Origin of the sequence: Streptomyces sp. 4F14, from assembly GCF_048159485.1 — a bacterium.
Taxonomy (GTDB): domain Bacteria; phylum Actinomycetota; class Actinomycetes; order Streptomycetales; family Streptomycetaceae; genus Streptomyces.
The window spans coordinates 417,661-442,540 of record NZ_JBLRVY010000002.1 but is presented as its reverse complement, the minus strand read 5'-3'; the positions used below and the strand labels follow the sequence as shown (position 1 = coordinate 442,540).

24 protein-coding genes are annotated in these 24,880 nt (G+C 70.1%); 9 read left to right on the top strand and 15 right to left on the bottom strand.

Going from position 1 to position 24,880, the window contains the following annotated elements; translation table 11 throughout:
- Positions 1–6 precede the first annotated feature (6 nt).
- From ACLZOT_RS04275 to ACLZOT_RS04260, 4 genes are all read right to left on the bottom strand, one after another.
- Positions 7–324, bottom strand: a complete 318-nt coding sequence (locus ACLZOT_RS04275; RefSeq protein WP_416967334.1) for a non-heme iron oxygenase ferredoxin subunit — start codon at positions 322–324, stop codon at positions 7–9.
- Entirely contained in the window at positions 324–1,505 is a 1,182-nt protein-coding gene (gene sufD / locus ACLZOT_RS04270; RefSeq protein WP_416967333.1) for a Fe-S cluster assembly protein SufD, read from the bottom strand. Before sufD ends, ACLZOT_RS04275 begins: the two co-directional genes overlap by 1 nt.
- Positions 1,506–1,586: 81 nt before the next feature.
- The gene (gene sufB / locus ACLZOT_RS04265) at positions 1,587–3,002 is read right to left on the bottom strand and encodes a Fe-S cluster assembly protein SufB (RefSeq protein ID WP_416967332.1); all 1,416 of its coding nucleotides are present in this window, start codon (positions 3,000–3,002) and stop codon (positions 1,587–1,589) included.
- Positions 2,999–3,712, bottom strand: coding sequence for a helix-turn-helix transcriptional regulator (locus tag ACLZOT_RS04260; protein ID WP_416967331.1), 714 nt, complete (start codon positions 3,710–3,712; stop codon positions 2,999–3,001). The genes sufB and ACLZOT_RS04260 overlap by 4 nt, the downstream gene beginning before the upstream one ends.
- Positions 3,713–3,873: 161 nt before the next feature.
- On the opposite strand from ACLZOT_RS04260, the gene ACLZOT_RS04255 reads away from it, so the two are divergent.
- The 4 genes from ACLZOT_RS04255 to ACLZOT_RS04240 all read left to right on the top strand — a co-directional run bounded on the left by ACLZOT_RS04255 (position 3,874) and on the right by ACLZOT_RS04240 (position 7,741).
- On the top strand, positions 3,874–4,668 hold the full coding sequence (locus ACLZOT_RS04255) for an aminoglycoside N(3)-acetyltransferase (protein ID WP_416967330.1): 795 nt from the start codon (positions 3,874–3,876) through the stop codon (positions 4,666–4,668).
- A 204-nt stretch (positions 4,669–4,872) separates the two neighbouring features.
- On the top strand, positions 4,873–5,796 hold the full coding sequence (locus tag ACLZOT_RS04250; RefSeq protein WP_416967329.1) for an ABC transporter ATP-binding protein: 924 nt from the start codon (positions 4,873–4,875) through the stop codon (positions 5,794–5,796).
- Positions 5,793–6,563 carry an ABC transporter permease gene (locus tag ACLZOT_RS04245; RefSeq protein WP_416967328.1) on the top strand — a complete coding sequence of 257 codons (771 nt, stop codon included), beginning with the start codon at positions 5,793–5,795 and terminating at the stop codon, positions 6,561–6,563. Before ACLZOT_RS04250 ends, ACLZOT_RS04245 begins: the two co-directional genes overlap by 4 nt.
- Positions 6,564–6,733: 170 nt before the next feature.
- Entirely contained in the window at positions 6,734–7,741 is a 1,008-nt protein-coding gene (locus ACLZOT_RS04240; RefSeq protein WP_416967327.1) for a COX15/CtaA family protein, read from the top strand.
- On the opposite strand, the gene ACLZOT_RS04235 is transcribed toward ACLZOT_RS04240, so the two are convergent.
- The 3 genes from ACLZOT_RS04235 to ACLZOT_RS04225 form a co-directional block, all read right to left on the bottom strand.
- Positions 7,738–8,790 carry an amidohydrolase gene (locus ACLZOT_RS04235; RefSeq protein WP_416967326.1) on the bottom strand — a complete coding sequence of 351 codons (1,053 nt, stop codon included), beginning with the start codon at positions 8,788–8,790 and terminating at the stop codon, positions 7,738–7,740. The two genes, ACLZOT_RS04240 and ACLZOT_RS04235, sit on opposite strands and share 4 nt — an antisense overlap.
- 93 nt (positions 8,791–8,883) lie before the next feature.
- Entirely contained in the window at positions 8,884–9,201 is a 318-nt protein-coding gene (locus ACLZOT_RS04230; RefSeq protein WP_416967325.1) for a hypothetical protein, read from the bottom strand.
- A 44-nt stretch (positions 9,202–9,245) separates the two neighbouring features.
- Positions 9,246–10,199, bottom strand: a complete 954-nt coding sequence (locus ACLZOT_RS04225; protein WP_416967324.1) for a heme o synthase — start codon at positions 10,197–10,199, stop codon at positions 9,246–9,248.
- 388 nt (positions 10,200–10,587) lie between these two features.
- On the opposite strand from ACLZOT_RS04225, the gene tkt reads away from it, so the two are divergent.
- From tkt to pgl, 5 genes are read left to right on the top strand one after another with little or no spacing between them, the layout of a single operon-like run.
- Positions 10,588–12,675 carry a transketolase gene (tkt, locus tag ACLZOT_RS04220; RefSeq protein WP_416967323.1) on the top strand — a complete coding sequence of 696 codons (2,088 nt, stop codon included), beginning with the start codon at positions 10,588–10,590 and terminating at the stop codon, positions 12,673–12,675.
- A 40-nt stretch (positions 12,676–12,715) separates the two neighbouring features.
- The gene (gene tal, locus ACLZOT_RS04215) at positions 12,716–13,834 is read left to right on the top strand and encodes a transaldolase (RefSeq protein ID WP_416967322.1); all 1,119 of its coding nucleotides are present in this window, start codon (positions 12,716–12,718) and stop codon (positions 13,832–13,834) included.
- Positions 13,835–13,840: 6 nt separating this feature from the next.
- On the top strand, positions 13,841–15,364 hold the full coding sequence (gene zwf / locus ACLZOT_RS04210; RefSeq protein WP_416967321.1) for a glucose-6-phosphate dehydrogenase: 1,524 nt from the start codon (positions 13,841–13,843) through the stop codon (positions 15,362–15,364).
- Positions 15,361–16,554, top strand: coding sequence for a glucose-6-phosphate dehydrogenase assembly protein OpcA (gene opcA / locus ACLZOT_RS04205; protein WP_416967320.1), 1,194 nt, complete (start codon positions 15,361–15,363; stop codon positions 16,552–16,554). The genes zwf and opcA overlap by 4 nt, the downstream gene beginning before the upstream one ends.
- Positions 16,551–17,324: a 6-phosphogluconolactonase gene (gene pgl, locus ACLZOT_RS04200; protein ID WP_416967319.1), complete on the top strand. Its 774-nt coding sequence runs from the start codon at positions 16,551–16,553 to the stop codon at positions 17,322–17,324. The genes opcA and pgl overlap by 4 nt, the downstream gene beginning before the upstream one ends.
- Positions 17,325–17,375: 51 nt before the next feature.
- Here pgl and ACLZOT_RS04195 read toward each other — a convergent pair whose 3' ends face one another.
- From ACLZOT_RS04195 to gap, 8 genes are all read right to left on the bottom strand, one after another.
- On the bottom strand, positions 17,376–17,792 hold the full coding sequence (locus tag ACLZOT_RS04195; protein ID WP_416967318.1) for a hypothetical protein: 417 nt from the start codon (positions 17,790–17,792) through the stop codon (positions 17,376–17,378).
- Positions 17,793–17,845: 53 nt separating this feature from the next.
- The gene (gene pgi / locus ACLZOT_RS04190; protein WP_416967317.1) at positions 17,846–19,495 is read right to left on the bottom strand and encodes a glucose-6-phosphate isomerase; all 1,650 of its coding nucleotides are present in this window, start codon (positions 19,493–19,495) and stop codon (positions 17,846–17,848) included.
- Entirely contained in the window at positions 19,492–20,724 is a 1,233-nt protein-coding gene (locus tag ACLZOT_RS04185) for an MFS transporter (protein WP_416967316.1), read from the bottom strand. The genes pgi and ACLZOT_RS04185 overlap by 4 nt, the downstream gene beginning before the upstream one ends.
- Before the next feature lie 132 nt (positions 20,725–20,856).
- The gene (locus tag ACLZOT_RS04180; RefSeq protein WP_319725533.1) at positions 20,857–21,192 is read right to left on the bottom strand and encodes an RNA polymerase-binding protein RbpA; all 336 of its coding nucleotides are present in this window, start codon (positions 21,190–21,192) and stop codon (positions 20,857–20,859) included.
- Positions 21,193–21,409: 217 nt separating this feature from the next.
- Positions 21,410–21,646, bottom strand: a complete 237-nt coding sequence (gene secG, locus ACLZOT_RS04175; protein ID WP_416967315.1) for a preprotein translocase subunit SecG — start codon at positions 21,644–21,646, stop codon at positions 21,410–21,412.
- A gap of 102 nt (positions 21,647–21,748) precedes the next feature.
- Positions 21,749–22,525: a triose-phosphate isomerase gene (gene tpiA, locus ACLZOT_RS04170; RefSeq protein ID WP_416967314.1), complete on the bottom strand. Its 777-nt coding sequence runs from the start codon at positions 22,523–22,525 to the stop codon at positions 21,749–21,751.
- Positions 22,526–22,529: 4 nt separating this feature from the next.
- Positions 22,530–23,741, bottom strand: a complete 1,212-nt coding sequence (locus tag ACLZOT_RS04165) for a phosphoglycerate kinase (RefSeq protein ID WP_416967313.1) — start codon at positions 23,739–23,741, stop codon at positions 22,530–22,532.
- A 128-nt stretch (positions 23,742–23,869) separates the two neighbouring features.
- Positions 23,870–24,874, bottom strand: coding sequence for a type I glyceraldehyde-3-phosphate dehydrogenase (gene gap / locus ACLZOT_RS04160; RefSeq protein WP_416967312.1), 1,005 nt, complete (start codon positions 24,872–24,874; stop codon positions 23,870–23,872).
- Between the last annotated feature and the right edge of the window lie 6 nt (positions 24,875–24,880).

The following is a 24,880-nucleotide window of genomic DNA, read 5'->3' as shown; positions in this document are numbered from 1 at the left end:
GATGCCTCAGGACTCCTGGGTGAGGGAGACGAGCACGTCGTCCCCTTCGATCTTTACGGGGTATACGGGTACGGGGCGCGTCGCGGGGAGGCCGGACGGCTTGCCGGTGCGGAGGTCGAAGGCGGAGCCGTGCAGCCAGCACTCGATCTGGCAGTCCTCCACCTCGCCCTCGGAGAGCGAGACGTTCGCGTGCGAGCAGATGTCGTGGATCGCGAACACCTCCCCCTCGGTCTGCACGACCGAGACCGGCGTGCCGTCGAGTTCCACCCGCTTCGGGGTGTCCTCCGTCAGCTCGCTCAGCCCACAGGCGCGTACGTACGTCATCAGACGGACGCCTCCAGCTCCGCGTCGATCTTCGCGAGGAGGCGCTCCTCGATGTCCGGGACACCGATCTGCTGGACCAGCTCGGCGAAGAAGCCGCGCACGACGAGCCGGCGGGCCTCGTCGGCCGGGATGCCGCGCGCCATCAGGTAGAAGAGCTGCTCGTCGTCGAAGCGCCCGGTCGCGGAGGCGTGCCCGGCGCCGACGATCTCGCCGGTCTCGATCTCCAGGTTCGGTACGGAGTCGACGCGCGCGCCGTCGGTGAGGACGAGGTTGCGGTTCATCTCGTACGTGTCGGTGCCCTCGGCCTTGGCCTCGATGAGGACGTCGCCGATCCACACCGCGTGGGCGCCCTCGCCCTGGAGCGCGCCCTTGTAGACGACGTTCGACTTGCAGTGCGGGGTGTTGTGGTCGACGAGGAGACGGTGCTCCTGGTGCTGGCCGGCGTCGGTGAAGTACAGCCCGAACAGCTCGGCCTCGCCGCCGGTCGCGGCGTAGGAGACGCGCGGGTGCAGGCGTACGAGGTCGCCGCCGAAGGTGACGACGACGGACTTGAAGCTGGCGTCGCGGCCGACCAGCGCGCTGTGCTGGGCGACGTGGACGGCCTTGTCGTCCCAGTCCTGGATGGAGACGACGGTGAGCTTGGCGCCGTCACCGAGGACGTATTCGAGGTTGGCCGCGATGACCGCGTCGCCGGTGTGGTCGATGACGACGACGGCCTCGGCGAAGGCGCCCAGCTCGATGACCTGGTGGCCGAAGCGGGTGCCGCCCTCGCCGTGCACGGCGACGCGGATGGGCTCGGTGAGGACCGTCTCCTTGGCGACGGTGATCACGGCGGCCTGCTCGAACGCGGAGTACGCCTGGGCGGCGACCCGGTCGACGGGGGTGCCGGCCCGGCCGAGCCGGGCGTCGTCGCGGCCGACCAGCTCGACGGTGACGCCCTCGGGGGCCTCGACGTCCACCTTGACGCCCTCGCCGGTGGCGACGGCGGTGCCGTCGTGCAGCCCGCGCAGGCGCTCCAGCGGGGTGAACCGCCACTCCTCCTCGCGGCCGTGGGGGACGGGGAAGTCCGCCACGTCGAAGGACGGGGGCGCGCTCATGCGCGTGGCGACGGTCGACTCGGCGGCCACCGCGATGGCGCCGGCGGTGGTGGAGCCCACCGGGGAGTTCTGAGCCTCAGCCATGGCTGTCGTAGTGCTCACTTTCTTACGCTTGTATGACTTCAGAGCTGACAGAGCCGTGCGGCTCCCTGGAGGCCGGTGCGATCAGCCGACCGCGCCTTCCATCTGGAGCTCGATCAGCCGGTTCAGCTCCAGCGCGTACTCCATCGGCAGCTCCTTCGCGATCGGCTCGACGAAGCCGCGCACGATCATCGCCATCGCCTCGAACTCGCTCAGACCCCGGCTCATCAGGTAGAAGAGCTGGTCCTCGGAGACCTTGGAGACGGTCGCCTCGTGCCCCATCGACACGTCGTCCTCGCGGACGTCGACGTACGGGTAGGTGTCGGAGCGGGAGATCGTGTCGACGAGCAGCGCGTCGCACAGCACGTTGGACTTCGAACCGGGGGCGCCCTCGCCGATCTCGATGAGACCGCGGTAGGACGTACGGCCACCGCCGCGCGCCACCGACTTGGAGACGATGTTGGACGACGTGTTCGGCGCCATGTGGACCATCTTGGCGCCCGCGTCCTGGTGCTGGCCCTCGCCCGCGAAGGCGATGGAGAGGGTCTCGCCCTTGGCGTGCTCGCCCATGAGGTAGACGGCCGGGTACTTCATCGTCACCTTGGAGCCGATGTTGCCGTCGACCCACTCCATGGTCGCGCCCTCGTAGGCGACGGCGCGCTTGGTGACCAGGTTGTAGACGTTGTTCGACCAGTTCTGGATGGTCGTGTACCGGCAGCGGGCGTTCTTCTTGACGATGATCTCGACGACCGCGCTGTGCAGGGAGTCCGACTTGTAGATCGGCGCCGTACAGCCCTCGACGTAGTGCACGTAGGCACCCTCGTCGACGATGATCAGGGTCCGCTCGAACTGGCCCATGTTCTCGGTGTTGATGCGGAAGTACGCCTGGAGCGGGATCTCGACGTGCACGCCCGGGGGGACGTAGATGAAGGAGCCGCCGGACCACACGGCCGTGTTCAGCGAGGCGAACTTGTTGTCGCCGACCGGGATGACCGTCCCGAAGTACTCCTTGAAGAGCTCCGGGTGCTCCTTGAGCGCGGTGTCGGTGTCGAGGAAGATGACGCCCTGCTCCTCCAGGTCCTCGCGGATCTGGTGGTAGACGACCTCCGACTCGTACTGGGCCGCGACGCCCGCGACGAGGCGCTGCTTCTCCGCCTCCGGGATGCCGAGCTTGTCGTACGTGTTCTTGATGTCCTCGGGCAGGTCCTCCCAGGACTCCGCCTGCTTCTCCGTGGAGCGCACGAAGTACTTGATGTTGTCGAAGTCGATGCCGGAGAGGTCGGAGCCCCAGTTCGGCATGGGCTTCTTCTCGAACAGGCGCAGGCCCTTGAGGCGCAGCTTCGTCATCCACTCGGGCTCGGACTTCTTGTCCGAGATGTCCTTGACGACGTCGTCGTTCAGTCCGCGCTTGGCAGCCGCACCGGCCTCGTCGGAGTCGGCCCAGCCGTATTCGTACTTGCCAAGGCCCTCGAGTTCGGGGTGGGCAGTCTCCGTGGTCATGCTGGGTTCCTCCCGGCCGTGCTTGCTGATGCGTCTGGGGAAATCTTGGGAATGAACGTCGTGCACACGCCGTCGCCGTGTGCGATGGTCGCGAGGCGCTGGACGTGGGTTCCGAGCAGTTCGGCGAAGAACTCGGTCTCCGCCTCGCAGAGCTGCGGGAACTGCTCCGCGACGTGTGCCACGGGGCAGTGGTGCTGGCAGAGCTGCTCTCCCACGGGCGCGCTCCGGGCCGTAGCAGCGTACCCGTCCACCGAGAGGGCCTTGGCCAGGGCTTCCGTACGCTTCTCGGGCGGAACCCCGGCGATGGCCCTGCGGTAGGCGGGGGCCTGGGCTGCGACGCGGGCGCGGGCGAACGCGGCGACCGCGTCCTCGCCGCCCTCGCGCTCGGCGATCCAGCGCAGGGCGTCGGCGGCGAGCTTGTCGTACGACTGGTCGAAGGCGTCCCGGCCGCAGTCGGTCAGGACGAACACCTTCGCGGGGCGGCCGCGGGTACGGGCGCCGTAGACCCGCTGCTCACGGGCCTCCACGACGGTGTCGGCGGTCAGCGCGTCCAGGTGGCGGCGGACGGCGGCCTGGGTCAGGCGCAGACGGGCGGCCAGCTCGGCGACGGTGGAGGGGCCGTGGTCCAGGATCGAGCGCGCGACGCGGTTGCGGGTGGACCGCTCACCGGTCGCCAGCTCCTCCTGCGGGGCCTCACCGACGTTTTTCACAACGCCATTGTTGCGTAATTCCCCAGGGGCGGGCAAGCCGCGCCCTCCCCGGTGGACGGTGCCCTGCGTCACTTAGGCATACCTAATCTGACCTGCGGAAACGATCTTCTGATCGATCAAACCGGTGGACCGCGAAGGGGCTCCGCGAGACACTCCCGGACATGCCCACACCCCCTCCCACCGGCCCACTCGTCACCCGGAAGACCCTCGCGGACGACCTCCGCGCGCTGGGTGTGAAACCGGGCGAAACCCTCCTCGTCCACTCCTCCCTCTCCGCCCTCGGCTGGGTCAACGGCGGCGCGGTCACCGTCGTCCACGCCCTCCTCGACGCCCTCGGCCCCACCGGCACCCTCACGGTCCCCACCCAGTCCGGCGACCTCTCCGACCCGGCCTTCTGGCAGCGCCCGCCGGTCCCCGAGTCCTGGTGGGAGGAGATCCGCGCGACCATGCCCCCGTACGACCCCGCCACCACCCTCACCCGGGGCATGGGCGTCGTCCCCGAGACGGCCCGCCGCTGGCCCGGCGCCCTGCGCAGCGCCCACCCCCAGTCGTCCTTCGCCGCGATCGGCCCGAACGCGGCCGAGATCACCGCGGACCACGCCGTGGACTGCCAGCTCGGCGAACGCAGCCCCCTGGCCCGCCTGGAGTCCCTGGACGCCCGGATCCTCTTCCTGGGCACCGGCTACACCACCTGCACGGCCTTCCACCTGGCCGAATACCGAGTCCCCAGCCCTTTGACCACCCACGGCCACCCCACCCCCGACGGCTGGCGCACCGTCACCGACCTCGCCCTCTCCGACCACCGCTTCGACGAACTCGGCCACGACTACGAACGCGACCGCCCGGTGCTCCGGGGCCGGGCCGGCGCGGCGGACACCCGCCTGTTCCCCCTCCGGGACGCGGTGGCGTACGCGACGAGGTGGCTGCCGGTCCACCGGCCGTACGAGATCCCGTGAGCGCCGCGCCCGAGCGGACCGGGTCGGTGTCGGTGCCACCGTGGCCCGCGGGCCGGGCACGCCGCCGGTCCCGCCCTGCTTCAGGCCGCGCCGAGGGGCCCTCAGCGCCACCCACGTCCCGCCGGCCCCTCGGCCACCTCCCCCCGGGAGAGTTCTCCCACCCCCGCGCCCGCGCCCCCGCCCCGCTCCCTAGACTCGTCTCTCATGCGAAGTGAGCCTGTCGTCCAGGTCCGGGGCCTGGTCAAGCGGTACGGCGACAAGACCGCGGTGGACGGCCTCGATCTGGTGGCCCTGGGCGGAGTCACCGCCGTGCTGGGACCCAACGGCGCGGGGAAGACGACGACGATCGAGGTGTGCGAGGGGTACCGGCGGGCCGACGGCGGGACGGCGAGAGTGCTGGGGCTCGACCCCGTCGCCCAGGCCGGTGAGCTGAAGCCGCGGATCGGCGTGATGTTGCAATCGGGGGGCGTGTACTCGGGTGCCCGCGCCGACGAGATGCTCCGGCACGTGGCGAGACTCCACGCGCACCCCCTCGACGTGGACGCCCTCATCGACCGGCTCGGCCTCGGCAGCTGCGGCCGGACCAGCTACCGCCGCCTCTCCGGCGGCCAGCAGCAGCGCCTCGCCCTCGCGATGGCCGTCGTCGGCCGCCCCGAGCTCGTCTTCCTCGACGAGCCCACCGCCGGCCTCGACCCCCAGGCCCGCCACGCCACCTGGGACCTCGTCCGGGACCTGCGCGACGACGGCGTCTCGGTCATCCTCACGACCCACCACATGGACGAGGCCGAGCAGCTCGCCGACGACGTCGCGATCATCGACGCCGGGAAGGTCATCGCCCAGGGCTCCCCGGAGACCCTCTGCAAGGGCGGCGCCGAGAACACTCTCCGCTTCTCCGGCCGCCCCGGCCTCGACGTCGGCTCGCTGCTCAAGGCGCTCCCCACGGACTCCACCGCCGACGAACTCACGCCCGGCTCCTACCGGATCACCGGCAAGATCGACCCCCAACTCCTCGCGACGGTCACCTCCTGGTGCGCACAGCACGGCGTGATGCCCGACCGCATCTCGGTCGAACGCCACACGCTGGAGGACGTCTTCCTGGAGCTCACCGGCAAGGAGCTGCGCTCATGACCGCGACCGGCACGTACGCCCCGAAGCCGGGCGCGGCGCCCCTCCCCCGCATGATCGCGGCGCAGGCGGCGCTGGAAACGAAAATGCTCCTGCGCAACGGCGAGCAACTCCTCCTCACGGTCATCATCCCCACCCTCCTCCTCGTCCTCTTCAGCTCGGTCGACATCATCGACACGGGCCAGGGCAAGTCCATCGACTTCCTGACCCCCGGCATCCTCGCCCTCTCGGTCATGTCCACCGCCTTCACCGGCCAGGCCATCGCCACAGGCTTCGAACGCAGATACGGCGTCCTGAAACGCCTCGCCTCCTCCCCCCTCCCCCGCTGGGCCCTGATGACGGCCAAAACGGCCTCGGTCCTGGTGACGGAGATCCTCCAGGTCCTCCTGGTAACGGCAATCGCCCTGGCCCTGGGCTGGTCCCCGCACGGCAACCCGGTCACCGTGCTCCTCCTCCTGATCCTCGGCACAGCGGCCTTCTCCGGCCTGGGCCTCCTGATGGCAGGCACCCTGAAGGCGGAAGCGACCTTGGCGGCGGCGAACCTGGTCTTCCTGCTCCTGCTGGTGGGCGGCGGCGTGATCGTCCCGATGGACAAATACCCCTCAGGGGCCCAGGACGCCTTGGCCCTCCTCCCCATCTCAGCCCTCTCGGACGGCCTCCGAGACGTCCTCCAACACGGCTCGGGAATCCCGTGGTCGAACCTGGGCATCCTGGCGGCGTGGTCGGTGACGGGTCTGGCAGCGGCGGGCAAGTTCTTCCGCTGGGAGTAAGCCCGTCCACCTACCAGCCCGCTTAGCTGCGGGCAGTCGTGCCGCTAGGGGCGGCACGGGTGGGCGCAGCGGCACCCCGCAAGCGCGGGCAAGCGAAACGCCCCCTACCCCAGCCACCCTCAACCCGCACCCGACCCCCTCGTGAACGCACTCACAAACCCCGCCCTACGATGGACCCCGTGCCGAACCTGACCCGAGCCGACGCCGCAGCCGCCCTGCGCAACCCCCTCGCCTACATCGCCACCCGCTGGACCCCCACCCCCCGGACGGTCCAGCGCGCGGCCCTCACCGCCCTGGTGATGTCCGTCGTCATCGTGGTCACCGGCGGCGCGGTCCGACTGACCGGCTCGGGCCTCGGCTGCCCGACCTGGCCGAAGTGCACGGACACCTCGCTCACGGCGACCAGCGAGATGGGCCTGCACGGCGCGATCGAGTTCGGCAACCGCATGCTGACGTACGTCCTGTGCGCGGCGGTCGGCTGGGCGATCATCGCGGCGAGGTCTCAGAAGCCGTACCGCAGGTCCCTGACCCGCCTGGGCTGGGCCCAGTTCTGGGTGGTGATGGGCAACGCGATCCTGGGCGGCATCGTCGTCCTCGTCGGCCTGAACCCGTACACGGTCGCGGCCCACTTCCTGCTCTCCTCGGCGCTGATCGCGGTGGCGACGGTGATGTGGCAGCGCACGCGGGAGGGCGACACGGCCCCCCGCCCGGTGGTGGGGAAGGCGGTCCAGCAGCTCGTGTGGTCGCTGGTGATCGCGTCGGCGCTGCTGATCGCGGTGGGCACGATCGTCACCGGCGCGGGCCCGCACGCGGGCGACTCCAGCGAGGTCGAGCGCATCCCGATCGACTGGGAGACGATCGCGAAGCTGCACGCGGTGCTGGCCTGGATCGTCGTGACGCTGACGTTCGCCCTGTGGTTCGTCCTGAAGGCGGTGGACGCCCCGCAGGGCCCCCTGCACAGGACCCGGGAACTCTTCCTGATCCTCCTGGCGCAGGGCGGGCTGGGCTACATCCAGTACTTCACGAACCTCCCCGAGATCCTGGTCGGCGCCCACATGTTCGGCTCGACGGTGACCTGGATCTGGGTCCTGAGGGTCCTGCTGTCCCTGCGGGAGCGCCCGTACGACGAGGTCGAGGTCCCCGCCCCGACGGCGACCGCGATCCCGACGCGCGCCTAGATTCCGTACACCCGCCGAGCGTTCCCCGACGCCAGCATCCCCGCCACCCGCTGCGCGTCCCCGAGTGACCACGCCCCCTCGGCGACCCACCCCCCGAGCACCCGTGTCACCGCCTCCTGGAACAGCCGTGCGGCGACGAGGTGCAGCTCGGGCAGCCCCCGGGCCCCGCTGGCGTAGAGGATCTTGCCGAACGGCGCGACCTCCAGGGTCTCGGCGAGGAGGGCGGCGGCGCGGGCGCCGGCGTGGAGGAAGGCCGTCCCGCAGTCGGCGTACACGTGGGGGTGCGCGGCGGCGAGGCGGGCGGCTTCCCGGTGCCGGGGGTACGCGTGGAGCAGGACGAGGTCCGTGCCCAGCCCGGTCGTCGTACGGATGAAGTCCACCGGCAGAACCGGGCCCACCCGCAGTTGCAGCGGGCGTCCGGAGGCGAGGGCGATCCACAGCAGGTGTGCGAGGAGGACGGGGTCGCGCAGGCCGTCCCCGACACGGCGGCCGGCGAGCCAGCGGCCGGCCGCGCCGCGGACCTCCCCGGCGTCGGGCGGGTCGGCCACCACGACGTTTCCCGCGGCGGCGAAGGCGATCGCGTTCGCGGCGGCGGCGTGCACGGACTCCGCGAGGTTGGAGAGGAACCCCTCGACCGTCCCGGACGTGTCCGCGACCTGCTGGGCGAGGAGTTCGAGGCGGACGATCTCGCGCGCGCCGGCGTCGGCGGCCGCGGCGAGTTCACCGGGCTGGGTGAGGTCGTCCGGCACGCCGGTGTCGACGAGGAACGTCGCCACCCCCGACCCGCGCAGCAGTCTGCGCCCCGCCTCCAGCACCCCCAGCTCCCGCCGCCTGGCCAGATAACGCGCGGGCGGGCAGTGGGGTTCCAGGTCGAGCAGAGGGGGACACCAGCGGCGTACGGCGAAGCCGGTCTGCGTGTCGAAGAGGGTGGTGCCGGAGGCCGGGGGGCCGTCCGTACGCGCGAGCTGGGCCTCGAAGGTGCCCAGGCCCAGCTCGGTTCTGAGGACGCCGTGACAGTACTGGTCCACCAGGGACGGCGTCTCGATCATCCGGTCTCCCTGTAGGTGGCGTCGCCTTACAGGGGTTAACGGGAGAGGCGTGCGTCAGGTCGCGGTTGACGCGCAGGGCGTCCGGAAAAGACCTCAGCCGCCGATCTGGATCCCGGCCATCCGCTTCCACTCGTACGGCCCGGTCTCCACCTTCGCGGCGAACTCCCCGTCGAACTCCTCGTGCCGGGTGATCCCTGCCTTCTCGACGGCGAGCACCGCGACGTCGTACGAGGGAGCGACCAGGTCACCCCACCCGCCGTCCTCGCCGACGAGGACGATGCGCGCGCCGCGCTGCCCGATGTACGCGACCTGGCCCTCCGCACCGCCGTGCGCCTTCGCGAACGTACCGATGCGCTTGGCGAGCTTCGCAGCCGTGCGGTCGAGCTTCTCAAGAGCCTTGGTGTCTGCCATGCCCACGATGCTACCGGCGAGTAGGAAACGTCGGCAATAACGGATCAGTGCAGGAAGGGGTCCACCGCGACGGCCACGAAGAGCAGGGAGACATAGGTGATCGACCAGTGGAACAGCCGCATCTCCTTCAGCTTGACCCCCTCGACCTCGGCCTTGGCCCGGTTCTGGAGGGCGTGCGCCTCCCACAGCCACCAGCCGCCCGCCGCGAGGGCGACGACCGTGTAGAACCAGCCGGTGTAGCCGAGCGGGGTGAGCAGCAGGGAGACGGCGACCATCACCCAGCTGTAGATGACGATCTGCTTGGCGACGACCTTGTTGGAGGCGATCACCGGCAGCATCGGCACGCCGACGCGCGCGTAGTCGTCCTTCACCTTCATGGACAGCGGCCAGTAGTGCGGCGGCGTCCAGAAGAAGATGACGAGGAAGAGGATGACCGGCGCCCAGGAGAGCGAGTTCGTGACGGCGGTCCAGCCGATGAGGACCGGCATGCAGCCCGCGATGCCGCCCCAGATGATGTTCTGCGCCGTACGGCGTTTGAGGATCATCGTGTAGACGACGACGTAGAAGAGGAGCGCCCCGAGGGCGAGCCACGCGGACAGCCAGTTGACGGCGAGCCCGAACAGCAGCGTCGAGCCGATCGCGAGCGAGATCCCGAAGGCGAGGCACTCGCGCGGCGAGACCATGCCGGTGACCAGCGGCCGCTGCGAGGTCCGGTCCATCAGCGCGTCGATGTCGCGGTCGATGTACATGTTCAGCGCGTTCGCGCCGCCCGCCGACAGGTACCCGGCGAGGCAGGTGATGAGGACGAGCCCGAGGTCGGGAACCCCCTGCTGCGCCAGGAACATCACCGGAACGGTGGTGATCAGCAGCAGCTCGATGATCCTCGGCTTCGTCAGCGCCACGAACGCCTTGACACGGGCCCCGAACGGCCGCTGCACCGGGCTTTGACTCGCACCGATAACCCCCGCTGGACGGGATTCGACGGCCGTCACGCACACCCCTGAAAGAGATTTCCCAGCAAGCCCGACCGTGTGAAGTCCCGGTAAAGGCTCGCGCGTACCACGCCACTGTAGACGTTGCCCATACCTCGGCCTTCGCGGGGGTGCCCCGTGTTGGGAGGGCCACCGGGAGGGGGGACAGAACGGGCGCACGACGGCTCGTTTGAGTGCTCGGATGACGCGCTCCGTATTCAGATGCCGAGCCCCGGGAACCCGGTCGACAGGCGGATCCCGAAGACTCCCGGCAGTCTGGACGGACGGGAGAAACCGCACGTACTTACGGGGGTAGGCTCGACAACGGCCGGTGGGCCCCCGTGCACCGGCAGCCGGTGGGCGCGTGCCCGAGCAGCCGGTGAACCGAACATGTGGAGAGGAGCCCTGACCCAGGGTGAGCACCAAGCCGACCACCACAGACCTCGACTGGACCGAGTTGGACCAGCGGGCCGTCGACACCGCCCGCGTCCTGGCCGCCGATGCCGTACAGAAGGTCGGGAACGGCCATCCGGGTACGGCGATGAGCCTCGCCCCGGCCGCCTACACCCTCTTCCAGAAGGTGATGCGGCACGACCCCGCCGACGCCGACTGGGTCGGGCGCGACCGCTTCGTGCTGTCCGCGGGCCACTCGTCCCTGACCCTCTACACCCAGCTGTACCTGGCCGGCTTCGGCCTGGAGCTGGACGACCTGAAGGCGTTCCGCACCTGGGGCTCGAAGACCCCGGGCCACCCGGAGTACGGCCACACGACCGGCGTCGAGACGACGACCGGACCGCTCGGCCAGGGTGTCGCGAACGCGGTGGGCATGGCGATGGCCGCCCGCTACGAGCGCGGTCTCTTCGACCCCGAGGCTCCGCAGGGCGAGTCCCCCTTCGACCACTTCGTGTACGCCATCGCGGGTGACGGCTGCCTCCAGGAGGGCATCTCCGCCGAGGCCTCCTCGATGGCCGGCCACCAGAAGCTCGGCAACCTGATCCTGCTGTGGGACGACAACCACATCTCGATCGAGGGCGACACGGAGACGGCCGTCTCCGAGGACACCGTCAAGCGGTACGAGGCGTACGGCTGGCACGTCCAGCGCGTCGCCCCGAAGCCGGACGGCGACCTCGACCCGCACGCGATCTACAACGCGATCGAGGCCGCGAAGAAGGTGACGGACAAGCCGTCGTTCATCGCGATGCGCTCGATCATCGCCTGGCCCGCCCCGAACGCGCAGAACACCGAGGCCGCGCACGGCTCGGCGCTGGGTGACGACGAGGTGGCCGCCACCAAGCGCGTGCTGGGCTTCGACCCGGCGAAGAGCTTCGAGGTCTCCGACGAGGTCATCGCGCACACGCGCGGCGCCCTGGAGCGCGGCGCGCAGGCGAAGGCCGACTGGGAGAAGTCGTTCCAGCTGTGGCGCGACGACAACCCGGAGCGCGCCGCCGAGTTCGACCGGATCGACGCGGGTGAGCTGCCGGCCGGCTGGGAGGAGAAGGTCCCGGTCTTCGAGGCGGGCAAGGGTGTCGCGACGCGTGCCGCGTCCGGCAAGGTCCTCCAGGCGCTCGGCGCGGTCATCCCGGAGCTGTGGGGCGGCTCGGCCGACCTCGCGGGCTCCAACAACACGACGATCGACGCGTCGTCCTCCTTCCTCCCGGCGGACAACCCGCTGACCGAGGCGGACCCGTACGGCCGCACGATCCACTTCGGCATCCGCGAGCACTCGATGGCCGCCGAGATGAACGGCATCGCGCTGCACGGCAACACCCGTATCTACGGCGGCACGTTCCTCGTGTTCTCCGACTACATGCGCAACGCCGTGCGCCTGTCCGCGCTGATGCACCTCCCGGTGACCTACGTGTGGACGCACGACTCGATCGGCCTCGGCGAGGACGGCCCGACCCACCAGCCGGTCGAGCACGTCGCCGCGCTGCGCGCCATCCCGGGCCTGAACGTGGTCCGCCCGGCCGACGCCAACGAGACCGCCATCGCCTGGCGCGAGATCCTGCGCCGCGGCAAGCGCGAGTACGGCGTCTCCGCGCCGCACGGCCTGGCGCTGACCCGCCAGGGCGTGCCGACGTACGCGCCGAACGAGGACACCGTCAAGGGCGGTTACGTCCACACCGAGGCGTCCGCCGGCACCCCGGAGGTCATCCTCATCGCGACCGGCTCCGAGGTCCATGTGGCCGTCGCAGCGCGGGAGTTGCTGGAGGCCGAGGGCACGCCGACGCGTGTCGTCTCGATGCCGTCGGTGGAGTGGTTCGAGGAGCAGTCCGCCGAGTACAAGGCGTCGGTGCTCCCCGCCGCCGTCAAGGCGCGGGTCTCCGTCGAGGCCGGTATCGGGCTCACCTGGCACAAGTACGTCGGTGACGCGGGCCGCATCGTTTCCCTGGAGCACTTCGGCGCTTCGGCGGACGGCAAGGTCCTCTTCCAGGAGTACGGCTTCACTGCCGAGAACGTGGCCGCGAAGGCGCGGGAATCCGTCGCCGCCGCCCAGCGCTGACGCCCATAAGACACCCCACGTACGTAGGAGATGTAATTCCATGACAGACGCACTGAAGCGCCTCTCCGAGGAGGGCGTCGCGATCTGGCTGGACGACCTGTCGCGCAAGCGGATCACGTCCGGCAACCTCGCCGAGCTGATCGACCAGCAGCACGTCGTGGGCGTCACCACCAACCCGTCGATCTTCCAGAAGGCGATCTCGTCCGGCGACGGCTACGAGCAGCAGGTCACCGACCTCGCCGCCCGCAAGGTCACCGTCGACGAGGCGATCCGGATGATCACGACGGCGGACGTCCGGGACGCCGCCGACATCCTGCGCCCCGTCTTCGACGCGTCCGGCGGCCAGGACGGCCGGGTCTCCATCGAGGTCGACCCGCGGCTGGCGCACGAGACGACGGCGACGGTCGCCGAGGCGAAGCAGCTCGCGTGGCTGGTGGACCGCCCGAACACGCTGATCAAGATCCCGGCCACCAAGGCGGGCCTCCCGGCGATCACCGAGGTGATCGGCCACGGCATCAGCGTCAACGTCACGCTGATCTTCTCGCTGGAGCGCTACCGCGAGGTCATGGACGCCTACCTGGCGGGCCTGGAGAAGGCCAAGGCCAAGGGCATCGACCTGGCGGGCATCCACTCGGTGGCGTCGTTCTTCGTGTCCCGCGTGGACACCGAGATCGACAAGCGCCTGACCGCGCTGGGCACCGACGAGGCCCTCGCCCTCAAGGGCAAGGCGGCCCTCGCCAACGCGCGCCTCGCCTACCAGGCGTACGAGGAGGTCTTCTCCTCGGACCGCTGGGCGGCCCTGGAGAAGGCGGGCGCCAACAAGCAGCGTCCGCTGTGGGCCTCGACCGGCGTGAAGGACCCGGCGTACAAGGACACCCTGTACGTCGACGACCTGGTCGCGCCGAACACCGTCAACACCATGCCGGAGGCCACCCTGCTGGCCACCGAGGACCACGGGCAGATCACCGGCAACACCATCGCGGGCACCTACGAGCAGGCGCGCGCCGAGCTCGACGCGGTGGAGAAGCTCGGGATCTCGTACGACGACGTGGTCCAGCTCCTTGAGGACGAGGGCGTCCAGAAGTTCGAGGAGTCCTGGATCGACCTGCTCAAGTCGACCGAGGCGGAGCTTCAGCGCCTCGCTCCTTCGGAGGGCTGATTTCACTTGTCGAGCAGCAATCCGCTGCGTGACCCGGCAGACCGACGGCTCCCGCGTATCGCGGGGCCGTCGGGCCTTGTCATCTTCGGTGTCACGGGCGATTTGTCACGTAAAAAGCTGATGCCCGCCGTGTACGACCTCGCCAACCGTGGCCTGCTTCCGCCGGGTTTCTCCCTGGTCGGGTTCGCGCGCCGGGAGTGGGAGCACGAGGACTTCGCGGCCGAGGTCCACGACGCGGTCAAGGCGCACGCGCGCACCCCGTTCCGTGAGGAGGTCTGGCAGCAGCTCATCCAGGGGATGCGCTTCGTGCAGGGCACCTTCGACGACGACGAGGCGTTCGAGCGGCTGCGCGACACCATCCAGGAGCTGGACCAGGCACAGGGCACGGGCGGCAACTTCGCCTTCTACCTGTCGGTGCCGCCGGGCGCCTTCCCGGTCGTCATCCAGCAGCTGAAGAAGCACGGGCTCGCCGACCAGTCGCGCGGCTCGTGGCGGCGCGCGGTCATCGAGAAGCCCTTCGGGCACGACCTGAAGTCGGCCGAGGACCTCAACACGACGGTCGAGGAGGTCTTCGCCCCCGACCAGGTCTTCCGCATCGACCACTACCTCGGCAAGGAGACCGTCCAGAACATCCTGGCGCTCCGCTTCGCCAACACGATGTTCGAGCCGATCTGGAACCGGTCCTTCGTGGACCACGTGCAGATCACGATGGCCGAGGACATCGGCATCGGCGGCCGGGCCGGGTACTACGACGGGATCGGCGCCGCCCGCGACGTCATCCAGAACCACCTGCTCCAGCTGATGGCGCTGACCGCCATGGAGGAGCCCGCCTCCTTCGACGCGGACGCGCTCGCCGCCGAGAAGACCAAGGTCCTCGGCGCGGTCAGGCTCCCCAAGGACCTCGGCCGCGACACCGTCCGCGCGCAGTACGCGGCCGGCTGGCAGGGCGGCGAGAAGGTCATCGGCTACCTCGAAGAGGACGGCATCGACAAGGCGTCGAAGACCGACACGTACGCCGCGATCAAGGTCGAGGTCGACAACCGCCGCTGGGCGGGCGTCCCCTTCTACCTGCGCACCGGCAAGCGCCTCGGCCGCCGCGTCACCGAGATCGCGGTCGTCTTCCAGCGCGCCCCGCACTCCCCCTTCGACACGACGGCCACCGAGGAGCTGGGCTCCAACGCGATCGTCATCCGCGTCCAGCCCGACGAGGGCGTCACGGTCCGCTTCGGCTCCAAGGTGCCGGGCACGTCGATGGAGATCCGGGACGTGTCCATGGACTTCGCGTACGGCGAGTCCTTCACCGAGTCGTCCCCGGAGGCGTACGAGCGCCTCATCCTGGACGTCCTGCTCGGCGACTCCAACCTCTTCCCGCGCACGGAGGAGGTCGAGCTGTCCTGGAAGATCCTCGACCCGATCGAGGAGTACTGGGACACGCACGGCACCCCGGCCCAGTACCCGGCGGGCACCTGGGGCCCGGCCGAGGCGGACGAGATGCTCGCGCGCGAGGGAAGGAGCTGGCGCCGCCCATGAAGATCGACCTCACCGACACCACCGCCGGCAAGATAAACAAGGCCCTGGTCAAGGGCCGCCGCGAGATCGGCACCCCCGCCGTCGGCATGGTCCTCACCATGGTCCTCGTCACCGACGAGGAGAACGCGTACGACGCCCTGAAGGCGGCCGGCGACGCGTCCCGCGAGCACCCCTCGCGCACGCTCGTCGTCATCCGCCGCGTCTCCCGCTCCTCGCGCGACCGCACCCAGTCCCGCATCGACGCGGAGGTCCTGCTCGGCGCGGACGCGGGCACCGGCGAGACCGTCGTCCTGCGCCTGTACGGCGAGGTGTCCGACCACGCCCAGTCCGTCGTCCTGCCGCTGCTGCTGCCGGACGCGCCGGTCGTCGTCTGGTGGCCCGTCGACGCGCCCGCCGACCCGGCGAACGACCCGCTCGGCGCGCTCGCCCAACGCCGGGTCACCGACTCGTACGCCGCCGAGCAGCCGGTCCGCGAGCTGACCGCCCGCGCGAAGTCGTACGCCCCCGGCGACACCGACCTCTCCTGGACCCGTATCACGCCCTGGCGCTCGATGCTGGCCGCTGCTCTCGACCAGGTCACCTGCGAGGTGACGTCCGTCGAGGTCGAGGGGGAGGAGTTCAACCCGAGCTGCGAGCTGCTGGCGATGTGGCTCGCGGACCGGCTCGACGTCCCGGTCCGGCGCACGCTCTCCGCGGGGCCCGGCCTCACCGCCGTCCGCCTCGCGACCGACGCGGGGCCCATCGCCCTCGCCCGTCCCGACGGCTCGGTGGCGACCCTCTCCATCCAGGGCCAGCCGGACCGCGCCGTCGCGCTGAAGCGGCGGGACACCGTCGACCTCATCGCGGAGGAACTGCGGCGGCTGGACCCGGACGACACGTACGCGTCCGCGCTGCGGTTCGGGGTGGAGCGGCTCAACTCGTCGGTGTCCACGGCGTTTCCGGCGCCGGTGACACGGAAGGCGGCCCCCGGTTCGGCCGCCGCCGATCCCGTCGCCGTCCCGAAGAGCGACTCCCCCGTCGAGGGAGCGCGAAAAAGTGGCGCTGCCGGAGCAGGCGAGCCCGCGGGAGGGACAGTCGCAGGAGGGGCAGCCGCAGGAGGGGCAACTCCCGCCGCTCCCCCGGCGGCTGCGCAAGCTCCCGTACTACCGGCCGAAGCGCCGCAGCCGGTGAGGAAGGCCATCTCCCCATGACCGCACCCCAGTTGGTCGTCCACCGCGACAAGGAGCTGATGGCGCAGGCCGCCGCGGCCCGCCTCATCACGCGGATCGTCGACGCGCAGTCCTCGAAGGGCTTCGCGTCGATCGTCCTCACGGGCGGCCGCAACGGCAACGGCCTCCTCGCGGCGCTGGCCACGGCCCCCGCCCGCGACGCCGTCGACTGGACCCGCCTCGACCTGTGGTGGGGCGACGAACGCTTCCTCCCCGAGGGCGACCCCGACCGCAACGTCACCCAGGCCCGCGAGGCCCTCCTCGACTCCGTCCCCCTCGACCCGAAGCGCGTGCACGCGATGCCCGCGTCCGACGGCGCGTACGGCTCGGACGTCGAGGCGGCGGCGGAGGCGTACGCGGAGGAGCTCGCGAGGTCGGCCGAGCACGGCGAGGTCCCGGCGTTCGACGTCCTGATGCTGGGCGTGGGCCCGGACACGCACGTGGCGTCGCTCTTCCCGGAGCTTCCCGCGGTCCGCGAGGAGACCCGCACGGTGGTCGGCGTCCGGGGCGCTCCCAAGCCTCCGCCGACCCGGGTCACCCTCACGCTCCCGGCGATCCGCGCCGCCAAGGAGGTCTGGCTCCTCGCGGCGGGCGAGGACAAGGCCCAGGCCGCGGCCATCGCGCTCTCCGGCGCGGGCGAGATCCAGGCACCGGCGGCCGGCGCCCGGGGCCACTCCCGTACGCTCTGGCTCCTCGACCAGGCGGCGGCGTCCCAGCTGCCGCGCGCGCTGTACCCGCCGGCGACGGCATAGGCACAGGACAGAGGGCCCCGGCCGTTGTGGCCGGGGCCCTCTGTCGTGCTCTCACCTCACCCGGACACTCACGACGTCCGAGGCCCGCCACCGCACGGGACGCAGGTCGTGCGGCCCCTTGAGCCCGTACATCACGGCCCGGAACTGCAACCCCCCACGCCGTACGGCCTTCACCTGCACGGCCGCGCGCCCCTCGGGCCCGCCCCGCCGGACCACGGCCCCGCACCCGACCTGCCGCCAGGCCCCTTTGCCGCTGCGCTCCTGCACGCATATCCGCAGATAGCGCGCGGCGTCGTCGTCCCCATGGGCGCTGACCTTGAACGCCTTCCCCACCACGGCGGTCCGGGGCGCCGCCACGGCCACGTCCCCCTTGGCGTGAGCGGGGACAGCGGCCAGCCCCACCACGGCCAGCCCGATCCCCACCCCGCTCAGACCTCTGCCGATCCCGCGCACAGCGACCCCTCCCACGAAGCAATTCCCGCCACCCATCCAGATGCGAGAAAGGCTCCGGAGGTTGCCGGTCAGCGCCCGCGAAGCTCCCGGTACAGACCGACGAGCGCCCGCGTGGAGGAGTCCGCCCCCGCCACCTCGGCCCCTTCCGTGAGCGCCGGCTCCACCCTCTTGGCCAGCACCTTCCCCAGCTCCACGCCCCACTGGTCGAACGAGTCGATCCCCCAGACGGCCCCCTGCACGAACACCTTGTGCTCGTACAGCGCGATGAGCTGCCCGAGCACCCCCGGCGTCAGCTCCCGGGCGAGGATCGTCGTGGTGGGCCGGTCCCCCTTGAACACCTTGTGCGCGACCAGTTCCTCGGCGACCCCTTCCGCTCGGACCTCCTCGGCGGTCTTCCCGAACGCCAGCGCCTGGGTCTGCGCGAAGAAGTTCGCCATCAGCAGGTCGTGCTGGGCCCTGAGCCCCTCGCCCAGCTCCCCCACCGGCTCCGCGAACCCGATGAAGTCGGCGGGGATCACCTTCGTCCCCTGGTGGATGAGCTGGTAGTAGGCGTGCTGCCCGTTGGTCCCCGGCGTCCCCCACACCACGGGCCCGGTCTCCCACCCGACCTCGCGCCCGTCCCGCCCGACGTACTTCCCGTTGGACTCCATGTCGAGCTGCTGGAGGTACGCGGCGAACTTGGACAGGTAGTGCGAGTAGGGCAGCACGGCATGGGACTGCGCCCCGTGGAAGTTCCCGTACCAGATGCCCAGCAGCCCGAGCAGCAACGGCACGTTGGCCTCGGCGGGGGCCGTGCGGAAGTGCTCGTCGACGGTCCAAAAGCCCTGGAGCATCTCCCGGAACCGGGCGCCCCCGATCGCGATCATCAGGGAGAGCCCGATCGCGGAGTCGAAGGAGTAGCGCCCGCCGACCCAGTCCCAGAACTCGAACATGTTCGCCGTGTCGATCCCGAACTCGGCGACCTTCCCGGCGTTGGTGGACAGCGCGACGAAGTGCCGGGCGACGGCGGCGGGCTCCCCCAGCGCCCCGACCAGCCACTCCCGGGCCGAGGCCGCGTTGGTGATCGTCTCGATCGTCGTGAACGTCTTGGACGCGATGACGAAGAGCGTCTCCGCGGCGTCGAGATCGCGCAGCGCCTCATGCAGATCGGCCCCGTCGACGTTGGACACGAACCGCACGGCCAGCTCCCGGTCGGTGAACGACCGCAGCGCCTCGTACGCCATGGCGGGCCCGAGGTCGGACCCCCCGATCCCGATGTTGACGACGGTGCGGATACGGCGCCCGGTGTGCCCGGTCCACTCCCCGCTCCGCACCCGCTCCGCGAACCGCTCCATCCGGTCGAGCACCTCGTGCACACCGGGGACGACGTCCTGACCGTCGACCTCGATCACCGCGTCCCGGGGCGCCCGCAGGGCGGTGTGCAGGACGGCCCGGTCCTCGGTGACGTTGATCCGCTCGCCCGCGAACATGGCGTCCCGCAGCCCGAACACATCGGTGGCGACGGCGAGTTCACGCAGCAGGGCGAGCGTCTCGTCGGTCACGAGGTGCTTGGAGTAGTCGACGTACAGCTCCCCGACCCGGGCCCGGTACCGCTCCCCCCGCCCGGGATCCGCGTCGAACAGCTCCCGCATCCCGGTCGCGCCCCACTCCTCCCGGTGCTTGCCGAGGGCGGCCCACTCGCCCAGCCGATCCAGCCTCTCCCGACCGCCTGCGTTCATCGAACCCGCCTTTCCTGAGCTGCCGTACGGGTGCCGTTCACACCCACAGGTACGTCCGCCTTGCCCGCGGGTATCAACGCGACGACGGCGAGCAGGAACAGCACGGCCGCGAGCAGCAGCGGCGCGTTGAGCCCGAAGCCCTTCGCGGCGACCCCACCGAGCAGCGCGCCGACCGGCGCACCCGAGGTGGAGGCCGTCCGGAAAGCGGCGGCGATCCGCCCCAACAGCCCTTCAGGCGCCCGCTCCTGCATGAGCGTCACCTGATTCACGTTCCACACCATGCCCATCACCCCGAGCAGCGCCATCCCCACGAGCAGCGCCCCCAGATGCCGCACGGACCCCATGACGACCAGCGACAGAAACTGAACACTCCCACCCCACAACAACGCCCGCGCCCGCCCGAACCTCCGGGCAACTCTCTGCGCGAGAAACCCCCCACCGATCGACCCGACGGAGTACGCGGTCATGGCAGCGGCGAACCCGGCATCCCCCGCGTCCAGCCACCGGGTGACGACCACCACCAGCGTCGCGATCAACGCCCCCATCCCGACGTTGCACAGCAACGTGGCCGTACAGATCGCCCGCAGCACCCGATCCCGCCACAACACCCGCACCCCCTCGGCGATCTCCCCCCGCAAGGTGCTCCCCGTAGCCCGAGCCTCCCGCTCAACGCTCCGCACCCGCAAAGAAGCAATAAGCCCGGCGGCGACGAAATAACTGAGCGCATCCACCAGGAACGGCACACTCATCCCCAGAACCACCAGCACCGGCACAACAGGCCCCGCCACCAGCCCCCCGGCAACCTGCTGCCCCGTCATCAACCGAGCATTGGCAACCCCGAGTTGATCCCGCTCGACAACGGAAGGCAGCAGAGCGGTGGACGCGTTGTCGAACAGCGTCTGAAGAGTGGTCAGCACAAAAGCAAGCCCCAACAACACCCCCACAGATGCTTCCCCCAAGGCCACCACAACCCCGAACCCAGCAACCAACACCCCCCGCACCACATCCACACCCCACATGGCCCGCCGCTGATCCACCCGATCAGCCAGCGCTCCCCCCACCAACCCGAACAACAACCACGGCACATACCCACAGGCGGTAACAGAAGCGATCACCAACGGATCATCGGTAAGCCGCACAGCCAGCAGGGGCATGGCAGTAGCCCGCAGAGCATCCCCGAACCGCGACACAACAGCGGCAGACCACAACTGCCAGAACCCACGTCTCATACCCCGACGGTAGAGGCGACCACTGACAACGCCGGTTGAGCTGCTTTTTGCCTTTAGGGGCGCGGGGAACTGCGCGAGAAACCACGACGGCGCCGCAGCCCCGAAACCACAGACCGCGGCACCCCGTTGGGCCTAAATCTCGCCCCGCAACTTGGCCAACGCCTCCGCCAAGATCGCCTCACCATCAGCATCACTACGCCGCTCCCGCACATACGCGAGATGCGTCTTGTACGGCTCGGTCTTCGGCGGAGCCGGCGGATTGTCCCGGTCCTGCCCCGCAGGGAACCCGCACCGCGGACAGTCCCACGTATCCGGCACCTGCGCATCGCTCGCGAAACTCGGCTGCGTCTCATGCCCGTTGGAGCACCAGAAGGACAGACGCAGTCGGGGTGCGGACTCGCCCCGCTCGGCCTCGCCCATCGGCCCCGCCCCGACCCGGCTTCCTCGGATCGCGTTGCCACTTGCCACGGTCGTAACTCCCTGCGTGATGGTGCCGCGAAGCGAGTCGGCGTTTCGCTCCGCTGCGAGCGCCTCAGTCTACGTAAGACCGATCGGCCTAAGACCCAACGCGCGTCCAGTGATTGGAGTTACCGCACACAGACGCAAGCCCCATGATAGGCCGCGCCCTGGAGCGCGTACCGAACATGGGGCCTTGTGTGCGTATGGTGCTGCTGCGGGACGTCGCTCAGTTGTTCGTCTTCATGATCAGGCCGAGGACGATGATGCACGCGAACCAGAGCAGACCGACCACGACGGTGATGCGGTCGAGGTTGCGCTCGGCGACCGAGGAGCCGCCGACGGAGGACTGCATGCCGCCACCGAACATGTCGGAGAGGCCGCCGCCCTTCCCCTTGTGCATCAGCACCAGCAGCATCAGCAGCAGGCTGAAGACGATCAGGGCGATGGAGAACCCCAGAACCACGGCTGGACCAACTTCCTCGGATGCGGATGACGACGGGGACTCTAGCGGTTGTCACCACCAAAGGTCCCCGTCAGGGTACGACGGATCGCCGCTAGGGCCTACTCACTGATCCCGGAAGCGCACGATCTTGACGAACTCGTCGGCGTCGAGGGAGGCGCCCCCGACGAGCGCGCCGTCGATGTCGGCCTGCGCCATGATCTCGGCGACGTTCCCGGCCTTGACCGAACCGCCGTACTGGATACGGACCTTGTCGGCGAGCTCCTGGTCGTACAGCTCGGCGAGCTTCGCGCGGATCGCGGCGCAGACCTCCTGCGCGTCGCCCGCGCCGCAGACCTTGCCGGTGCCGATGGCCCAGACGGGCTCGTAGGCGATGACGACGGTCTCGGCCTGCTCGGCGGCGACGTCCTTCAGCCCGCCCTCGACCTGCGCGAGGGTGTGGGAGACGTGGTTGCCGGCCTCGCGGACGTCGAGTTCCTCGCCGACGCACAGGATCGGGGTGATCCCGTGCTTGAACGCGGCCTTGACCTTGGCGTTGACGATCTCGTCGGTCTCGGCGTGGTACTGGCGGCGCTCGGAGTGGCCGACGGCGACGTACGAGCACTTCAGCTTGGCGAGCATGGGGCCGGAGATCTCGCCGGTGTAGGCGCCGGAGTCGTGCGCGGAGATGTCCTGGGAGCCGTACGTGATCTTCAGCTTGTCGCCGTCGACCAGGGTCTGCACGGAGCGCAGGTCGGTGAAGGGGGCGAGGACGGCGACCTCGACGGCCTCGTAGTCCTTGTCGGCCAGGGCGAAGGCGAGCTTCTGGACGTGGGCGATGGCCTCAAGGTGGTTGAGGTTCATCTTCCAGTTGCCCGCCATGATCGGCGTGCGGGTGGTCATGGGCTCAGTTCTCCAATGCGGCGAGGCCGGGGAGCGTCTTGCCCTCAAGGTATTCGAGGGAGGCGCCGCCACCGGTCGAGATGTGGCCGAATGCGGTCTCGTCGAAGCCCAGGGTGCGCACGGCCGCGGCGGAGTCGCCGCCGCCGACGACCGTGAAGCCCGGGGAGTCGAGGAGAGCCTGGGCGACCGCCTTGGTGCCCTCGGCGAATTCGGGGTGTTCGAAGACGCCCATCGGGCCGTTCCAGAAGACGGTGGCGGCGTCGGTGATCTTCGAGGCGTACAGCTTGCCGGACGCGGGGCCGATGTCGAGGCCCATACGGTCGGCGGGGATGGCGTCGGCGGCGACGGTGGTGGAGCCGGCCGGCGTCTTGTCCTTGAGGTCGGGGAAGGCGGGGGCGACGACCGCGTCGACCGGCAGGACCAGTTCGACGCCGGTCTTCTCGGCGCGCTCGATGTACTCCAGGACGGCCGGGATCTGGTCCTCCTGGAGGAGGGAGGCGCCGACCTCGTGGCCCTGGGCCTTGAGGAAGGTGAAGGCCATGCCGCCGCCGATGAGGATGCGGTCGGCCTTGCCGAGGAGTTCGTCGATGACGGCGAGCTTGTCGGAGACCTTGGCGCCGCCGAGGACGACGACGTACGGCCGCTCGACGTCGTCGGTGAGCTTCTTCAGGACGCCGACCTCGGTGGCGATGAGGTACCCGGCGTAGTGCGGGAGGCGCGCGGGGAGGTCGAAGACGGAGGCGTGCTTACGGTGGACCGCGCCGAAGCCGTCACCGACGTACACGTCCGCGAGGGTCGCGAGCTGGTCGGCGAAGGCGCCGCGCTCGGTGTCGTCCTTCGCGGTCTCGCCCGCGTTGAAGCGGAGGTTCTCGACGACGGCGACCTCACCGTCGGCGAGAGCGGCGACGGCGGCCTTCGCGGAGTCGCCGACGGTGTCGGTGGCGAAGGCGACGCTCTTGCCGATGAGCTCGCCGAGCCGGGCGGCGACGGGGGCGAGGGAGAACGCGGGGTCCGGGGCGCCCTTGGGACGGCCGAGGTGCGAGGCGACGATCACCTTGGCGCCCGCGGCGACGAGCGCGCTGATGGTGGGCGCGACGGCACGGATACGGCCGTCGTCGGTGATCGCGGTGCCAGCCAGCGGGACGTTCAGGTCGGCGCGGACGAAGACCCGCTTGCCTTCGACGCCGCTTTCGACGAGGTCGTCGATCGTCTTCAATGCAGTCTCCAGGGAACGGTCTCGGGATCGTACGGGTGCTTGCACACGCGACAGGGCCCGGGCAGCGCCTCTTCGCATGCTGCCCGAGCCCTGCGGCTCACATCGGTGCGGTGCCTGTCAGGCGGTGATCAGAGCCGGCCGCCGACGAAGACCGTGAGGTCGACGAGGCGGTTGGAGTAGCCCCACTCGTTGTCGTACCAGCCGATGATCTTGACCTGCTTGCCCTGGACCATCGTCAGGGACGAGTCGAAGGTGCAGGACGCCGGCCAGTTGACGATGTCCGAGGAGACGATCGGGTCCTCGGTGTAGTCGAGGTAGCCCTTCAGCTCGTCCTGGGCCGCCTTCTGGAAGGCCGCGTTGACCTCGTCCTTGGTGACGACACGCTCGGTCTCGACGACCAGGTCGGTGACGGAGCCGGTCGGGACCGGGACGCGCATCGCCATGCCGTTGAGCTTGCCGGACAGCTCCGGGATGACCACGCCGAGGGCCTTCGCGGCACCGGTGGACGCCGGGATGATGTTCTCGGCGGCGGCGCGGGCGCGGCGCAGGTCCTTGTGCGGGAAGTCCTGGAGGCGCTGGTCGCTGGTGTAGGCGTGGACCGTCGTCATCAGGCCCGAGACGATGCCGAAGTTCTCCAGGAGGACCTTGGCCATCGGCGCCACACAGTTGGTGGTGCAGGAGGCGTTGGAGATGATGTGGTGGTTCTCGGCGTCGTACTTCTCCTGGTTGACGCCGAGCACGATGGTGATGTCCTCGTCGCTCGCCGGAGCGGAGATGAGGACCTTCTTGGCGCCGCCCGCGATGTGCTTGGCGGCGTCGGCGCGCTTGGTGAAGATGCCGGTCGACTCGATCACGATGTCGACGCCCAGCTCGCCCCACGGGATCTGCGCGGGGTCGCGCTCGGAGAGCACCTTCATGACGTGGCCGTCGACGGTGATGGTGTCGGCGGTGTGGGTCACCTCGGCCTTGAGCCGGCCGAGCACCGTGTCGTACTTGAGCAGGTGGGCGGTGGTCGCGGTGTCACCCAGGTCGTTGACGGCCACGACCTCGATGTCGGCACCCTGCGCCAGCAGCGCGCGGAAGTAGTTGCGGCCGATACGGCCGAAGCCGTTGATGCCTACGCGGATCGTCACGAACCG

What these genes read in the sequence shown, in the direction of transcription:
- pgi (WP_416967317.1), bottom strand. Translation starts at nt 19,495, where the DNA reads ATGAACGCAGGCGGTCGGGAGAGGCTGGATCGGCTGGGCGAGTGGGCC.
- ACLZOT_RS04250 (WP_416967329.1), top strand. Translation starts at nt 4,873, where the DNA reads ATGCGAAGTGAGCCTGTCGTCCAGGTCCGGGGCCTGGTCAAGCGGTAC.
- ACLZOT_RS04185 (WP_416967316.1), bottom strand. Translation starts at nt 20,724, where the DNA reads ATGAGACGTGGGTTCTGGCAGTTGTGGTCTGCCGCTGTTGTGTCGCGG.
- ACLZOT_RS04240 (WP_416967327.1), top strand. Translation starts at nt 6,734, where the DNA reads ATGGACCCCGTGCCGAACCTGACCCGAGCCGACGCCGCAGCCGCCCTG.
- ACLZOT_RS04230 (WP_416967325.1), bottom strand. Translation starts at nt 9,201, where the DNA reads ATGGCAGACACCAAGGCTCTTGAGAAGCTCGACCGCACGGCTGCGAAG.
- opcA (WP_416967320.1), top strand. Translation starts at nt 15,361, where the DNA reads ATGAAGATCGACCTCACCGACACCACCGCCGGCAAGATAAACAAGGCC.
- ACLZOT_RS04275 (WP_416967334.1), bottom strand. Translation starts at nt 324, where the DNA reads ATGACGTACGTACGCGCCTGTGGGCTGAGCGAGCTGACGGAGGACACC.
- tpiA (WP_416967314.1), bottom strand. Translation starts at nt 22,525, where the DNA reads ATGACCACCCGCACGCCGATCATGGCGGGCAACTGGAAGATGAACCTC.
- sufB (WP_416967332.1), bottom strand. Translation starts at nt 3,002, where the DNA reads ATGACCACGGAGACTGCCCACCCCGAACTCGAGGGCCTTGGCAAGTAC.
- ACLZOT_RS04245 (WP_416967328.1), top strand. Translation starts at nt 5,793, where the DNA reads ATGACCGCGACCGGCACGTACGCCCCGAAGCCGGGCGCGGCGCCCCTC.
- ACLZOT_RS04235 (WP_416967326.1), bottom strand. Translation starts at nt 8,790, where the DNA reads ATGATCGAGACGCCGTCCCTGGTGGACCAGTACTGTCACGGCGTCCTC.
- pgl (WP_416967319.1), top strand. Translation starts at nt 16,551, where the DNA reads ATGACCGCACCCCAGTTGGTCGTCCACCGCGACAAGGAGCTGATGGCG.
- ACLZOT_RS04255 (WP_416967330.1), top strand. Translation starts at nt 3,874, where the DNA reads ATGCCCACACCCCCTCCCACCGGCCCACTCGTCACCCGGAAGACCCTC.
- tal (WP_416967322.1), top strand. Translation starts at nt 12,716, where the DNA reads ATGACAGACGCACTGAAGCGCCTCTCCGAGGAGGGCGTCGCGATCTGG.
- sufD (WP_416967333.1), bottom strand. Translation starts at nt 1,505, where the DNA reads ATGGCTGAGGCTCAGAACTCCCCGGTGGGCTCCACCACCGCCGGCGCC.